Source organism: Kangiella sp. HZ709, from assembly GCF_009674675.1.
Classification (GTDB): domain Bacteria; phylum Pseudomonadota; class Gammaproteobacteria; order Enterobacterales; family Kangiellaceae; genus Kangiella.
Genome location: NZ_WKJC01000001.1, coordinates 432,003 through 446,377, shown reverse-complemented (window position 1 = coordinate 446,377; position 14,375 = coordinate 432,003). Strand labels below are relative to the sequence as shown.

The following is a 14,375-nucleotide window of genomic DNA, read 5'->3' as shown; positions in this document are numbered from 1 at the left end:
ACATAGTTGGCGGAGCTAACTTTGGTCGTAGCTGAAGGTTTTGTAGTAGAAGCTAGAAAGCATAAATTTAAATAGTAGTAGAAAGGTGTTAGGGAGAATATTATGTTAATCCTTACTCGCCGTGTTGGCGAAACTCTTATGATCGGTGATGAAATCACGGTCACAGTTCTTGGCGTAAAAGGGAATCAAGTACGCATTGGTATCAATGCGCCGAAAGAAGTCGCGGTTCACCGTGAAGAAATATACATGAGAATTCAGCACGAAAAAAACGCTCAGCAATATGGTGAGCAACCGGCTTTTGTGCCTAATGACGAATTCAAGTACTAATCATATTTGTTTTTAAATAAGTTCTAAAAAAGTCATAAAAAATCGTTATTTAGATATTGCAATATCCACTGAATAGGGTAATATCTCGCTCGCGATTTAGGTGAAGTGGCCGAGCGGCTGAAGGCGCTCCCCTGCTAAGGGAGTATACCCTAATCCGGTATCGAGGGTTCGAATCCCTCCTTCACCGCCATTATCGTAATAGATAGTCGCAATAGGTATTAAACCAGCTTAAAAATAGTCAAAAATCTTTCTAAAAGTTGATTGACATCCTTTAAACTGGTGGCATAATACCGCCCACGATGCGCATGTAGCTCAGCTGGATAGAGTACCTGGCTACGAACCAGGCGGTCGGAGGTTCGACTCCTTCCATGCGCGCCATATCTGAAAAGGCTTTCAAGAAATTGAAAGCCTTTTCTTTTTTAAGCTCTTCAGATTTCACCGGTTAAAAATACATTCTTTTTGTTTGCATGATAGTTTTATCAAAAGCTTCAAACAAACTGTAATTGAATGGCATCTTTTTTAATGATAATTTAGCTCTATAAATTAAAACTATAACTCTGAATTCAAATTCCTATGCAAGTCAAAATCGCCAAGCTAGTTAATAGCAAGTTTTTTGAGTATTTCATTATTGCAACCATTTTGGTCAGCGCCATTTTGATAGGTATGGAAACTATATCGGGGCTTACTGAGACTCAAGCATCTTTAATTCAAAGAGCTAATCAAGTGATTTTAGTCATCTTTGTTATAGAAGCTATTTTAAAAATTTATGCGGTGGCACCGAAGTTTGGGCGTTATTTTGGCGATGGCTGGAATCTTTTTGACTTTTCCATAGTAGTCTTGTCGCTAATACCGTTTGCTGGGCAGTACGCGATGATAGGACGCTTATTAAGGCTATTACGTGTTGCTCGTTTGTTATCAGCTTTGCCAGAACTACGCCTAATTGTAAGCACTTTATTGAAGACCATTCCTTCAATGTTCCATGTAGTGATTTTGATGATGGTTTTATTTTATATTTATGGTGTTGCCGGTTATCACTTCTTCCATGAAACCAATCCCCAGTTCTGGGGCAGCTTAGGAACTTCGTTGTTAACCTTGTTTAGGGTCGTGACTTTAGAAGGTTGGACAGAAGTCATGTATTTAGATTTAGCCAATCATGAATGGGCTTGGATCTATTACGTGAGCTTTATTGTGGTCGGGACTTTTATCATTGTGAACCTATTTATTGCATTAGTGATCAATAACTTAGATGAGATAAAAGAACAAAGAGTCGTGCTTGAGCAAACCCAGAAAACGGAAGAAGATATTTTACATAACATTGTAGTAGTGCGACAGAAACTACAGGAGCTTGAGATGGGCTTGGCAAACAGAAACCAACAAAACAAGTCATAGATCTTATTTTGTCTGGAAAGAGCTCAATTGACCAGCCAGACTGGAATCTCAGCACAAAATAAAGCATAATTGCGCCACTTTCAAAAAGGTCGTTTTAAACACTTCTGTGGATGCTATTCCGTGGATCACTCTTTATGGATTATTCAAAGTTAATAGACTCACTGACACCTGATATGATTGCTCGTTTTGCTGAAGCAGTTGAAACTGGTAAGTGGCCAGATGGTCAGCAGTTAAGTCCTGAGCAAAAAGAGTCCTGTATTCAAGCTATCATGCTCTATCGAGCACGATTCTCAGAGCAGAATGACGAGCCTTTTACGGTATCTAAAGAGGGTGAACTGATCACTGGCAAAAAAATACGAAGTGAATTTAGTGGCCTTTCTAGCACTGAAAAACATCGCATAGAATCATCCATTTCAATTAAAACCGATACTTCCGACGATAACGAATCATAGACTGAGTCCGCATGTTAAAAACGATTATTCGCAAAGAGCACAAAAACCAATGGGAAAAACGAGCGCCACTAACACCTGAAGCGGTGGAGATGCTTGTCGCCAAAGACTTAGAGATAGAGTTAGAGCCTTGTGATATTCGAATTTTCTCGGATAGCGAGTATCAAGAAGCTGGCGTGAAGTATCCAGCACATCCAGATAACGCAGAATTTGTTCTAGGGATCAAAGAACCGCCAGTCGACTCAATTAGGCACAGACAAGTTCACTTGGCATTCTCGCATACCATTAAAGGTCAAGACTACAATATGCCTTTATTACAAAAGTTCTTAGATGAAGAAGCCACCTTATTTGATTATGAACCTATTGTAGATCCAGCGACAGGTCAAAGAACCATCGCTTTTGGCCGCTATGCAGGTATTGCCGGTGCAGTAGATAGTTTCCATATCCTTGGTCAGAAGTTACAGCAAAAAGAGCTTTCAACGCCCTTATCGAATCTTCAAATGACTTATAACTATGGCACGGTGGAACAGTTAAAAGAACATTTAGCGACTTATGATTTACAACAAGGTGAGCCAATTCGAGCACTAGTGGTTGGCACGGGTAAAGTCGGTAAAGGTTCTATTGAAGTGTGTGAATGGTTAGGCTTGCCAAAAGTTTCTGCTGAAGATTTCTTGGCAGGGAACTTACCTGATGGTAGTTTCTACGCTGTGCTTTCTTCTCGTCATATTAATAAGCGTATTGATGGCAGCGAGTTTGATATGGATGATTTCGTAGAGCAGGGAGTTAAAGCCTACCAAAGCTCTTTTGATCAAGTGTTAGGGCAATTTAATATTTTATTACAAACGCCATATTGGGAAGAAAAATATCCTAAGCATTTAGATAAAGGTCGTATGCTCGAGCATAAGGAAAAGTTACCGCTAGTGATTGGTGATATTTCTTGCGATATCAATGGTAGCTTAGAATGCACTACTAAAGCTTCAGATATCGATACTCCAGCCTTTACTTATAATATTGATAATGATGAATCAGAAGATGGTATTTCTTGGGATGGTATTACGATCATGTCAATCGATAACTTGCCTTGTGAATTACCGATCGATGCTTCCAATGATTTTTCAGAAGCGTTAAAAACCTATGCTCCGCAAATCATGGCAATGGATTTAAGCAAATCATTTGCCGAGTGCGGCTTACCGGATGATTTGAAAGAAGCGGTGATTACTTACAAAGGTGAGCTAACGCCAAAGTATCAATATTTAAAAGAGTTTCTATAAGTTAATTAAAGTAAGCTTTTATTAAAAAGCTTACTTGGTTTACTTCACGGCAATTAAAATTTCGTTTCTTCTAAAAAAACTTGGTGTCCATGGATCGTTATATCTTGCATAGATAGGTGTGGATAAAACCTCAAAATTGTTTTTCTCCGCTTGTTCTTGTAGCTTTAGTGCTCTTTTTTTCCATTTCTTTGCAGACCAACCCCCAGAAAAACGCACCACTAAAAATTTTGACTCAGGGTATTGTTCTATCTTAACTTTTTGATTATCAGGTTTGGGTAAGTCTTCAAGATTAAATTTCTCTGGCATCACAAAAGAAATTTGGTGCAAATTATCATCAATAGATTGCTGCATTACCGGAGCTGTCATGGCCATTTTTTTTGATTCGTCATTGCCGCCAAAAATATAATTAGCTAAAGGTCTAAAGCCATAACTGCTAGCGTTGTTTTCTCCAGCCTTAACGTAAACCTTAGCAATATTAAAACTTTCATAGTGCCTTAACTCCCAGTTTTCGCTGGAATCTTCAGCAGTTTTTAAAACTTTATATTTGGGTTCTTCAATGGCCATAGCGTTATTTGATAGTAACGACACCAATAGGGCGAGACTAGAAATGATGAGTTTTTTAAACATAGCTTTATCCTCTGCTAAAAAACTTATGATAATCATTGGCTCGTGAATTTGCTGAGAAGTGAAGGTGAAGAAAATGTAAACGGGGAGTTTTTTAACAGTATTAAATAGTCAATTCGCCACGGAGGTTAGTAATCATTTTTTCACGCACTAACTCAATGTTGAGATCGCGACTAAATAAATAGTAGAGCTTAGCTAGGGCCGCTTCGGTGGTCATATCAAAACCAGAAATAACGCCAGCATCAATTAAAATTTTTCCTGTCTCATAGGTGCTCATATTAACGCTACCTTGCAAGCATTGAGTACAGTTGACTATTACCATGCCTTTGTCGCAAGCCTCTTTCAGCGCTTCGATTAAAGGTTGATTGTTGATAGGCGCGTTACCCATACCATAGCTTTGTAGAACCACACCATCCAAATTTGGTTGAGCCAAAAAGTCACTGACAAACTCAGCAGAGATACCTGGGAATAAAGTTAAGATGGCTATTTTTGGTGAACTAAATCTTTGTACGTTCAGTTCAGTTCGATGTTGCTTAAATATTAGATGATCCCTAACTTTTATTTTGCTACCAATACTGGCAATAGGTGGAATATTTGGAGAAGAAAAAGCAGCAAAGCCATCAGCATCAGTTTTAGTGCAACGATTTCCTCGATGTAAATGGTCATGAAAAAATAAACTAACTTCAGGAATAGGGTAATTCGCCGCAAGATAAATGGCATTAATAATATTATCTCTGGCATCAGTTCTTAACTGCGTCAGCGGAATTTGTGAACCGGTAATAATGACTGGTTTTTGTAAACCTTCGAGCATGAAGGATAGAGCCGAGGCTGTGTAGGCCATAGTGTCAGTGCCATGGAGTACCACAAAACCATCATAGTGGTGATAGTTTTTTTCTATATCTTTTGCAATAAGATACCAATCTTCAGGAGACATATTTGCTGAGTCGATTGGTTCGGCATAATCATGAATGGTGATTTGCGGCATCTGCTTATGATTAAATTCGGGGAAACTAGCTAGTGTCTGTTCTAAAAAACCATTTTGTGGAATAAAACCGTTGTTACTAGGTTTCATGCCAATGGTGCCACCTGTGTAAGCGATATAAACTTTTTTAGAATTTGCCATAGCGAGTCGGATTTTATTTTATGGCTGCAAGTATAGCGAGAATGTTTTAATATAAAAAGGTTTTAAAACTACCTAATTGGAGTTAAGCAAAGATAAAGGCAGAGGACTAAGACTGAAAAATAGATAAGGAAAAGGCGACCAAAGGTCGCCTTTTAATTGATACTTAGTCTATCTCACACATACAGTGAACGTAGGCATGATTTGGATCATTGAATTGACTGAATGAGTTAATGATTTGTTTAACTTCATTTGTCAAAGCTTGAATCATAGGATTGGTTTTAACGTCAGCAGAACCTAACGCTTGTAACGATCCCGTTAGTTCAGCATTGTCTAATAAATTTTTCATGAAAATTTCTTTTTCAGTAAGCTCACGCTTAAACTGTTTAACAGAGTAATCTTCAACATTAGCAAGTTTAGCAGCTGACTCAATGGCTTGTTCTAAACCACCAAGCTCATCTACTAGACCTAAACGTTTAGCATCGATACCTGACCAAACACGGCCCTGGGCGATTTGGTCAACTTGCTCAACTGTCATGTTACGTCCGCGAGCTACTAGCGCTAAGAATTCATCGTAGCCATTTTCAATCATGTTTTGGATAACGCTCCTTACTTCAGGAGACAGATCTTGAAGTGGGTTGATTGCATTTGCAAATTTAGTAGTGCCCACACCATCAACAAAAACACCGAGTTTATTCGCAGGATCTTGGAAAGTCGGGATCATACCAAAAATACCAATTGAGCCAGTAATTGTTGTAGGTTGAGCCCAAATCTCATCTGCGGTTGCAGAAATCCAGTAACCACCTGATGCAGCCATACCACCCATAGAAGCTACAACTATCTTGCCTTCGTCTTGTGCACGTTCTAATTCAGCCCGAATCACTTCTGAAGCAAAAGCACTACCACCAGGGCTGTCTACACGTAAGACAATCGCTTTAACTTTGTCGTCCATACGAGCTTTGCGAATCAGTTTAGCTGTGGAATCGCCACCAATAGTGCCTTCTCTTTGTGAACCGTCGACAATACTACCTTTAGCAACAATCACTGCAATTTGGTTTTTACCACCAACCGGCAACTCAATAATTGGACGCTTGGCTTTTAAATAGCTTTTGAAATGAATATTTTTGTAGGTTGTTTTCTTTTCATTCATACCTACTAATTCCGTCATATACTTGCGGAAGTCGCCACGCGTCATAAGCTTATCAACAAAGCCTTGCTCTAATGTCAGTTTACCGGCATTACCATTTGCGGCGGTAAGTAACTCAGGGAAGTTATTAATAAAGTTATCCAGCTTTGCTTCATTGATACCACGCGATTGAGCAATTTCAGATTTCATGGCTGACCATAAATCGCCTAACCATTCCAAGTTAGCTTCTTTAGCGGCTTCAGACATAGAATCGCGGATGTAAGGCTCCATAGCTGACTTGAAAGTGCCTACGCGGAACAAATTGATTTTTACACCAACATTATCAATCGCGCTTTTGTAATATGTACGGTAACGCCCCATACCTTCAAGCATCATCATGCCTTGCGGATTCATATAAATCTCATCTGCCATAGAAGCTAAGTAATATTGTGCTTGTGAATAATTATCGGCGTTAGCGATGATTTTTTTACCACTGGTTTTAAAGTCCGCCAAAGCTTTGCGCACGTCTTGATATTTAGAAATACCTCCATAAGCACCTTGTAAGGCACCTGGGGCTAAAACTAAGACTTTAATTTTGTCATCATTTTTTGCGTACTCAAGCGCATCGACGATATCACCAACTGAAGTTTCTACAATCGGACTTCCTTGAGCCTCATTAATGATCTCTTGGATTGGGTCGGTATGTGTCAGTTGCTCTTGCAAAACACCATTTGGTGCAAGAATTAAAGCAGAGCCTTTATCAAAAGTTGGCAGGTCTGGACCTTTAACACAGCCACGGATCAAGAAAACAAAGGCAAAAATAGCGAGCAAGCCGATTAATAAACGACCAGCTACATCGATTGTTTTCCAAATACGGTAAAAGAATTTACCTATCATTGAAGTTGGTTGAGCCACAAATTTATCCTTCTAGTTATAAAAATAACAGACAACAGTTTTTAAGGACTGTTGTCCAATGTTCAATGAATATTAAACCATAGGGATGTTAATACTTCATTTCTAAAACAGTCAATTTCACAGCAATTTGTAATTAAATATTACAAACTTTATTCTTTAGGACTTCAAAACTATGGAATGAGCTTGATAGCTACTGGTTATACCAGTAAACTCATGAAAAACAAGTGTTTGTAGATAACGAATGGGCGGATAAATCGTGAAATACCAAAAATTATTAGAACCATTAGATCTTGGCTTCACTCAACTAAAAAATCGCGTTTTAATGGGTTCGATGCACACTGGCTTGGAAGAAGAGAAAGGTGGCTATGAGAAGATGGCTGCTTTTTATGCCGAGCGCGCAAAAGGTGGCGTGGCTCTAATGGTTACAGGTGGTATTTCGCCAAACTTTAGAGGTCGTTTATCACCATTTGCATCTCAGCTAAGTTTCGGCTGGCAAGTCAAGCATCATAAAGTCGTAACCGATGCAGTGCATAAAGAAGGCAGTAAAATCGCTATGCAAATTCTACACGCAGGAAGATATGCCTACCATCCGTTTTCTGTTTCAGCCTCAAAGTTAAAATCGCCAATTACGCCTTTTACACCGAAAGCACTTTCTAAACGTGGCATTAACAAGACGATTAAACACTTTGCTAAAAGCGCTAAGCTGGCTCAAAAAGCCGGTTATGATGGTGTCGAAATTATGGGCTCTGAAGGTTATTTGATTAACCAGTTTATTGTTAAGAGAACCAATAAAAGAACCGATGAATGGGGTGGTTCTTATGAAAATAGAATTCGCTTCCCATTAGAAATCATTAAGTCGGTACGCGAAGCGGTGGGTGAGAATTTTATTATTATCTATCGCTTATCGATGATTGATTTAGTGGAAAATGGTTCTAGTTGGCCAGAAGTCGTACAGCTGGCTAAAGAAGTTGAAAAAGCGGGAGCCACTATTATTAACACAGGTATAGGCTGGCATGAGGCTAGGGTGCCAACTATTGCAACTTCTGTGCCAAGAGGTGCTTTTACTTGGGTCACTAGAAAGTTACGAGATGAAGTTTCAGTGCCTCTAATTACTTCAAACCGAATTAATACTCCTGGAGTTGCTGAAGAAATACTACAAGATGGAGCTGCAGATATGGTGTCTATGGCTCGACCATTATTGGCAGACCCTTATTTTGTGGTTAAGGCTGAAGAAGATAGAGCCGATGAAGTAAACGTTTGTATCGCGTGTAATCAGGCATGTCTAGATCATGTTTTTAAAGGTGAGAGAGCATCTTGTCTTTTAAACCCCAAAGCTTGTTACGAAACCGAGTTAGTTTCGATTCCAATTAAAGATGAGTCTTTAAAGAAAAAATTAGCGGTAGTAGGAGCAGGCCCTGCAGGTATGTCTTTTGCTCTAGAAGCTGCTGAGCGTGGACACGAGGTACACTTATTTGATAAATCCGATCAAGTAGGCGGCCAGTTGAATATTGCCAAACAAATACCAGGGAAGGAAGAGTTCTTTGAAGCGGTTAATTATTTTAAGCGACAATTAGAGCTCTCTGATGTTCGGCTTCATTTAGAAACAGAAGCCACAATCGATAACTTAAGCGAGTTTGATGAAGTTGTTTTGGCTTCTGGAGTAACACCTAGAATGCCTAATATTCCAGGTATTGAGTCCGATAAAGTCATGAACTATATCGATGTACTCAAACATAAAAAACCAGTGGGAGAAAAAGTTGCCGTGATTGGTGCTGGTGGTATTGGCTTTGATGTTTCAGAGTTTTTGGTTTACGAAGGAGATTCTCCAACTCTAGATTTAGACGAGTGGTTAAAAGAGTGGGGCATTGATGCCTTATATGAAATGCCTGGCGGCCTTTTATCACAAAATACAGTTGAGCCATCAAAACGACAAGTCACAATGCTACAGCGTAAAGAGAGTAAGATGGGCAAGGGGCTAGGTAAAACTACTGGTTGGATCCATCGTGCTAGCTTGAAGCATAAAAAAGTTAAGATGGTTTCGGGGGTTCAATATAAAGAGATTAACAACAAGGGCTTGCTGATTGAACATACTAGAGATTCTAAGGAAGAGCTTCTTGAAGTTGATAATGTCATTATTTGTGCTGGCCAAACTCCTCTGCGAGCTTTACAAGACGCATTAGAGTCAAAAGGTATCAAAACACACTTAATAGGCGGTGCAGATGTGGCTGCCGAACTTGATGCTAAGCGCGCAATACGACAAGGAACAGAGTTAGCCATAGCTATTTAAATGAAGACTTTGCTTTAAGTTTGCACGCTAATTATCTAAATAATAAGGAAATAATCAATTTTTTACTTAATTGTTTAACAAGTCATATTTGCATTGATTGTTTGACAAGTCATATTTGCATTGTAAACTGACTGTATAAGTTTTAAACATGTTTTATTGTGTTTAATAGATGCGGTTGGGGTTCAATCATATGGGGCGTCATATTAAGGATAATTTACAGGTCGAGATTATAGGTTCTGCAGTTAAAGAACCTAGTTGCGCAAAAGGTGATGTACTGAAAGATGCATTTAATAATACATCTATTGGAATATTTTACCTTGGATTAGGCGGAACTATTCGGTGTTTTAATAAAAAAATTCTGCAAATTTTAGATATAACTCTAGATGAAGACGACATGCCTGACTTTAGAGAAATGTTAGTTTACGCTAATCGTATTTTAAAAAATGCTAAGGATATGGAGCGGGTTTTTCTGCTTCCTATCAAGGATTATTATGAGCCGCAGCAACTTGTATTAGAAACTAAAGATGGCAAGGTTCTTTTTTGTACCTCTGAAGCTGTATTAAGAGATAGTTTAATAGAAGGCATCGTTTGGTCCGTTTCTGATATCACAGAGCATAAAACTCAAGAGCGAATTGCTACTTATCGATCTCTTCATGACTCCTTAACTCAACTCCCTAACAGAACTTACTTATTCCAGAAGTTAGATAAATTAACTGACCTTGAGTCTTATCCCCATAAAACCTTTGCACTCTTGTTTTTAGATTTAGATGATTTTAAACAAATCAATGATAATTATGGGCACGCAACAGGCGATGAGTTTCTAGTCAATTTTTCAACTTGCATTCGAAACTCGCTTAGGGTTCCTGATACCTTAGTAAGGCTAAGTGGCGATGAGTTTGTAGTCATTTTGGATAATGTCGACAAAAAGGAATTAGTACTAAACGTTATAGAAAGAATATACCAAGACTTGTCTAATGGATTTAATATTGCTAACGAACAAATGATAGCTTCTTTATCTATCGGAATTTCCTTTTATCCAAGAAGCGCTCAAAGCCCTAGAAAGCTGATTAAGCTTGCAGATAGGGCCATGTATTCAGCAAAAAATAATGGAAAAAACACTTATTGTTTTTATGAAGATGAATAAGCTTTCTATTCAAAGCTATACACCTATCTCACTTCCTTATTTATTTTAATAAAATAGAAAACAACCAGAGTAATTTCTATTATAAGTTGCTAGAATCTATCCATTCCTGTTAAACACCACTGATACCAATGACTGAAACAATAACGGAAAATATTGAAGAGCCGTCGTTTGATATTTACGACGATGATTACCAATATAGTCATGGCGAAGAAGTAGCTAACTCTATTAGTCACGCGCTTGGTGCTTTTTTGGGCGTTGCGGCTTTGACCATGATGATTATGATCGCAGATGATGGTTGGAAGCTGGCATCAGGTATTGTTTACGGTATCAGTTTAATTATCCTTTTTACCTCATCAACCTTATACCATTCGTTTCGTTCTGCCAAAGTTAAGAAAATATTTAAAACTTTAGATCATTGCGCGATTTATACTCTTATTGCTGGAACTTATACGCCATATTTATTAATTAGTTTAAATGGCGCTTGGGGCTGGTGGTTGTTTGGAGTGATTTGGCTGTTGGCCGTTGCCGGTATTATCTTTAAGTTAAAGTTTAAACATCGGTTTCCTAAAGCATCATTAATTGCTTATATTTTGATGGGCTGGATTGTCGTTATTGCAATCTTTGAGATGCTAGAGAAGGTACCTGCCGGTGGTCTTTGGTTATTATTAGCAGGTGGTTTAAGTTATACCTTCGGCACAATCTTTTATGCTGCTGATGGAAAAATTCCTTATAATCATGCCATATGGCACCTATTCGTATTAGGCGGGGCGGTTTGCCACTTTTTATCTATTTATATTTACGTTTTTTAGTAAGCACTTTTTAGACGGTATTACTTGGATGTTGTCCATAGCTTTTCGCCCTAACAACATTTTAAATCTCATTTTAGAACGATCAGCAAGAGTCAACTCTATAGACCAAGACTGGTTGGCCATTTGAAGTGAGGTTTTTATAACAAAACGAGTCTCAGTAATGCCATTAGAGCTAGTGATGTCTCTTTGGTCAAAAACAGGTGCTTCAATAACTTTAATGGCTTCAGAAGTGTCAGTCGTATTAAAGCGAACCCAAAGCTCTTCTTCTTTTTGAAAAGTTTCGATATTAACCGCATGAATACTTGAGGTTTTTGCGCCGGTATCGATCTTCACAGGTAAATTGAAAATACCCAATTCGCTTAAAGTTGCAAGTTCACACCAACCAACAGTTAACATTAACCTTTACCCTTAGGTTTGTTTGGGCCTTTTAAAGCATCCTTTTCTATATATTTAATAATGGCATCCGCTACATCTTTGCCGGTTGATTTTTCAATGCCTTCAATACCTGGCGAAGAGTTTACTTCGATCACCAATGGACCATGAGCTGAGCGTATCAGATCAACGCCAGCTACATCTAAGCCCATCACTTTAGCTGCGCGTACCGCTAAAGCTCTCTCTTCAGGCTTTAATTTGATCAGAGTCGCCTCACCACCGCGATGTAAGTTAGAACGAAATTCGCCTTCTTCTGCGGTTCGCTGCATTGCGGCTATAACTCTATCGCCAACCACAAAACAACGAATATCTGAACCACTGGCTTCTTTGATAAATTCTTGCACTAAGAAATCCGCACTTAAACTGCGAAATGCATTGATTAAAGCTTCAGCAGCTTTGTTGGTTTCAGCCAATACGACGCCATTCCCGTGAGTTGACTCAATGATTTTGACGACTAAGGGAGCACCACCAACCGATTTAATGAGCTCATTGGTAGCATCTGCCGAATGTGCATATGAGGTAATTGGCATACCGACGCCTTTTCTTGCCAATAGCTGATGTGCACGTAACTTATCTCTAGAGCGCGTAATTGCTATGGATTCATTGACAGAGTATACGCCAGCTACCTCAAACTGTCTTAAAACCGCGGTACCGTATGCGGTAATAGAAGCGCCAATTCTTGGAATTACAGCATCAAACCTTAAAACAAGATCCTCGTCATCTACCTTAGTGTGAACGGTCGGGCGGTTAGAGGTAACGTTCATGTAACACTTTAAAACATCAACTACATGTGTTTCATGACCGCGGGCTTCTGCAGCTTCAACTAATCGGCGTGTAGAATAGAGGTTTTTGTTACGTGATAAAATGCCTATTTTCATGCAAATTTCCAGGAAATCGAGTGTGCAAAAAACGCACAAAATCTTAGGTTCAAGCTGCAAATTTATCACAAATTTCATTTCTAGCAATCTTTTTAATTATGCTTTATAACTTATTGAAAGATAGAGGGTTCCTGGCATGTTAGCATTTATCAAAACAAACGATAGTGAGCATAAGGATTGGTTAATTCGGGAAGCTGAGGGCTTGAAGGTTTTGCATCAGCAATTAGCCCTCTTAGATAATGATTTTATTAAATTACCCGAAGTTATTGAGGTAAATAATCAAAAGTTAGTTTTAGAAACAATCAACCAGCAAACTCCAACAAACGCTCAATGGTTTCGTTTTGGTGAAAGCTTAGCTCAACTTCATTACGAAAAACAGCTGAATTATGGTTTCAAAACTGACAACTATATTGGGCGAAATTTTCAGAAAAACCTGCTGTCGCAAGATTGGGGTACTTTCTTTTTTGAGTATCGATTGTTATATCAAGTGAGTTTAATTCAAGATAAGCCAACTCAAGAAAGTTTTTGGAATACTCTTGATTCAAAAAAACGGTCCATAATCAATTTATTGAACCATAAAAAGATACATCCAAGTTTAGTGCATGGAGATTTATGGTCAGGAAATGTTTTGTTTGATGAGCAGAATGCTTGGCTAATTGACCCTGCGGTTTATTATGCGGATAGAGAAGTAGATATTGCAATGTCTGAAATGTTTGGTGGCTTTAGCCAAAGCTTTTATGATGGTTATGACGCTATATATTCCAGAACTGATGAATATCGACAAAAGAAACCAATTTATAATTTATATCATTATTTAAATCATTATAATCTGTTTGGTGAAAGCTACTTTAACAGCTGTAAAAATATAATAAGGGCAATATAAACATTATGCGAGAACAACAATCCCTATTTAGCTTCTTAGGTGAAGCAATACGCAATATTTTTGATTTAGATAAGGGCTTTCCCGGAACCTTTAAACAAATGTTTTTAAACCCAAAGCTTGTTGTTGATAGTTACTGGAATAAACAAGATGCTTTCTTCCCACCTGTGCGCTACATCATTATTGCAGGCATTTTGTATGCGCTTTTATGGGAGTTTGTCATCCCAAAAGATTTTGTTAATAGTTTTGCAGAAGAGTTTGCTCTAGGCCTAAACAGCAGCGCTCAACAAAAGGTATCTATCAGTCAAGAGGCTGTAACGGCCATGGTGACATCATTTAATCGTTATTTGGCCTATATAACCATTGTATTTTTGCCGCTAACCGCTGCATTTACTTTCTTAATGTTTAAATCGGATAAGCAAACTTACTTGAAACACCTTATTCTTAATGCTTATATTTCTGGTCAAATGATTATGTTGAATCTTCTTTCTTATATAGGCGTTTTATTCTCAATAGACTTTTATACGAATCTTCAGTTTTTGATTTTCATAATCAATATCATTTATTTCTTTTGGGCTACTTTAAAGTGTTTTGAAAGCAGGGGCCCTGCATTTAAGATTTTGTACTTCTCAGCATTCATCATATTTAATTTGATTTACTTACTAATTACAGTTTTCTTGATGGGTATTTATGTGGGATATTATTCGGTTGCAGCAGGTTAAAT

General features: G+C 38.2%; 14 protein-coding genes and 2 tRNA genes. 11 read left to right on the top strand and 5 right to left on the bottom strand.

Annotation, left to right across the window (positions count from 1 at the left end; translation table 11 throughout):
* Positions 1–102: 102 nt before the first annotated feature.
* From csrA to GJS41_RS02035, 6 genes are all read left to right on the top strand, one after another.
* On the top strand, positions 103–327 hold the full coding sequence (gene csrA, locus GJS41_RS02060; protein ID WP_154245675.1) for a carbon storage regulator CsrA: 225 nt from the start codon (positions 103–105) through the stop codon (positions 325–327).
* Between the two features lie 99 nt (positions 328–426).
* Positions 427–517: transfer RNA gene (locus GJS41_RS02055), tRNA-Ser, on the top strand.
* A gap of 111 nt (positions 518–628) precedes the next feature.
* Positions 629–705, top strand: a tRNA-Arg gene (locus tag GJS41_RS02050).
* A 195-nt stretch (positions 706–900) separates the two neighbouring features.
* Positions 901–1,716: an ion transporter gene (locus GJS41_RS02045; RefSeq protein ID WP_154245674.1), complete on the top strand. Its 816-nt coding sequence runs from the start codon at positions 901–903 to the stop codon at positions 1,714–1,716.
* Between the two features lie 134 nt (positions 1,717–1,850).
* Positions 1,851–2,168: a YeaC family protein gene (locus GJS41_RS02040; RefSeq protein WP_227551226.1), complete on the top strand. Its 318-nt coding sequence runs from the start codon at positions 1,851–1,853 to the stop codon at positions 2,166–2,168.
* A gap of 11 nt (positions 2,169–2,179) precedes the next feature.
* Complete coding sequence (locus GJS41_RS02035) at positions 2,180–3,436, top strand: alanine dehydrogenase (RefSeq protein ID WP_154245672.1); 1,257 nt, start codon at positions 2,180–2,182, stop codon at positions 3,434–3,436.
* 39 nt (positions 3,437–3,475) lie between these two features.
* Here the strand turns inward: GJS41_RS02035 and GJS41_RS02030 are convergent, their stop codons facing one another.
* The 3 genes from GJS41_RS02030 to sppA form a co-directional block, all read right to left on the bottom strand.
* On the bottom strand, positions 3,476–4,063 hold the full coding sequence (locus GJS41_RS02030) for a heme-binding protein (RefSeq protein WP_195758318.1): 588 nt from the start codon (positions 4,061–4,063) through the stop codon (positions 3,476–3,478).
* 100 nt (positions 4,064–4,163) lie between these two features.
* Positions 4,164–5,183, bottom strand: a complete 1,020-nt coding sequence (gene ansA, locus GJS41_RS02025) for an asparaginase (RefSeq protein WP_154245670.1) — start codon at positions 5,181–5,183, stop codon at positions 4,164–4,166.
* Positions 5,184–5,346: 163 nt separating this feature from the next.
* Positions 5,347–7,221, bottom strand: a complete 1,875-nt coding sequence (gene sppA, locus GJS41_RS02020) for a signal peptide peptidase SppA (protein ID WP_370515595.1) — start codon at positions 7,219–7,221, stop codon at positions 5,347–5,349.
* Between the two features lie 253 nt (positions 7,222–7,474).
* Between sppA and GJS41_RS02015 the strand changes: the two genes are divergently transcribed.
* From GJS41_RS02015 to GJS41_RS02005, 3 genes are all read left to right on the top strand, one after another.
* Positions 7,475–9,508: an FAD-dependent oxidoreductase gene (locus tag GJS41_RS02015; RefSeq protein WP_370515669.1), complete on the top strand. Its 2,034-nt coding sequence runs from the start codon at positions 7,475–7,477 to the stop codon at positions 9,506–9,508.
* A gap of 190 nt (positions 9,509–9,698) precedes the next feature.
* On the top strand, positions 9,699–10,652 hold the full coding sequence (locus tag GJS41_RS02010) for a sensor domain-containing diguanylate cyclase (RefSeq protein ID WP_195758317.1): 954 nt from the start codon (positions 9,699–9,701) through the stop codon (positions 10,650–10,652).
* A 128-nt stretch (positions 10,653–10,780) separates the two neighbouring features.
* Complete coding sequence (locus GJS41_RS02005) at positions 10,781–11,461, top strand: hemolysin III family protein (RefSeq protein ID WP_154245668.1); 681 nt, start codon at positions 10,781–10,783, stop codon at positions 11,459–11,461.
* Here the strand turns inward: GJS41_RS02005 and GJS41_RS02000 are convergent.
* The gene (locus tag GJS41_RS02000) at positions 11,435–11,857 is read right to left on the bottom strand and encodes a RimK/LysX family protein (protein ID WP_154245667.1); all 423 of its coding nucleotides are present in this window, start codon (positions 11,855–11,857) and stop codon (positions 11,435–11,437) included. The genes GJS41_RS02005 and GJS41_RS02000 overlap by 27 nt on opposite strands.
* Complete coding sequence (gene rimK / locus GJS41_RS01995; RefSeq protein WP_154245666.1) at positions 11,857–12,771, bottom strand: 30S ribosomal protein S6--L-glutamate ligase; 915 nt, start codon at positions 12,769–12,771, stop codon at positions 11,857–11,859. The genes GJS41_RS02000 and rimK overlap by 1 nt, the downstream gene beginning before the upstream one ends.
* A gap of 136 nt (positions 12,772–12,907) precedes the next feature.
* Between rimK and GJS41_RS01990 the strand changes: the two genes are divergently transcribed.
* Entirely contained in the window at positions 12,908–13,654 is a 747-nt protein-coding gene (locus GJS41_RS01990; RefSeq protein ID WP_154245665.1) for a fructosamine kinase family protein, read from the top strand.
* Between the two features lie 5 nt (positions 13,655–13,659).
* Positions 13,660–14,373: a hypothetical protein gene (locus tag GJS41_RS01985; RefSeq protein WP_154245664.1), complete on the top strand. Its 714-nt coding sequence runs from the start codon at positions 13,660–13,662 to the stop codon at positions 14,371–14,373.
* Positions 14,374–14,375 lie beyond the last annotated feature (2 nt).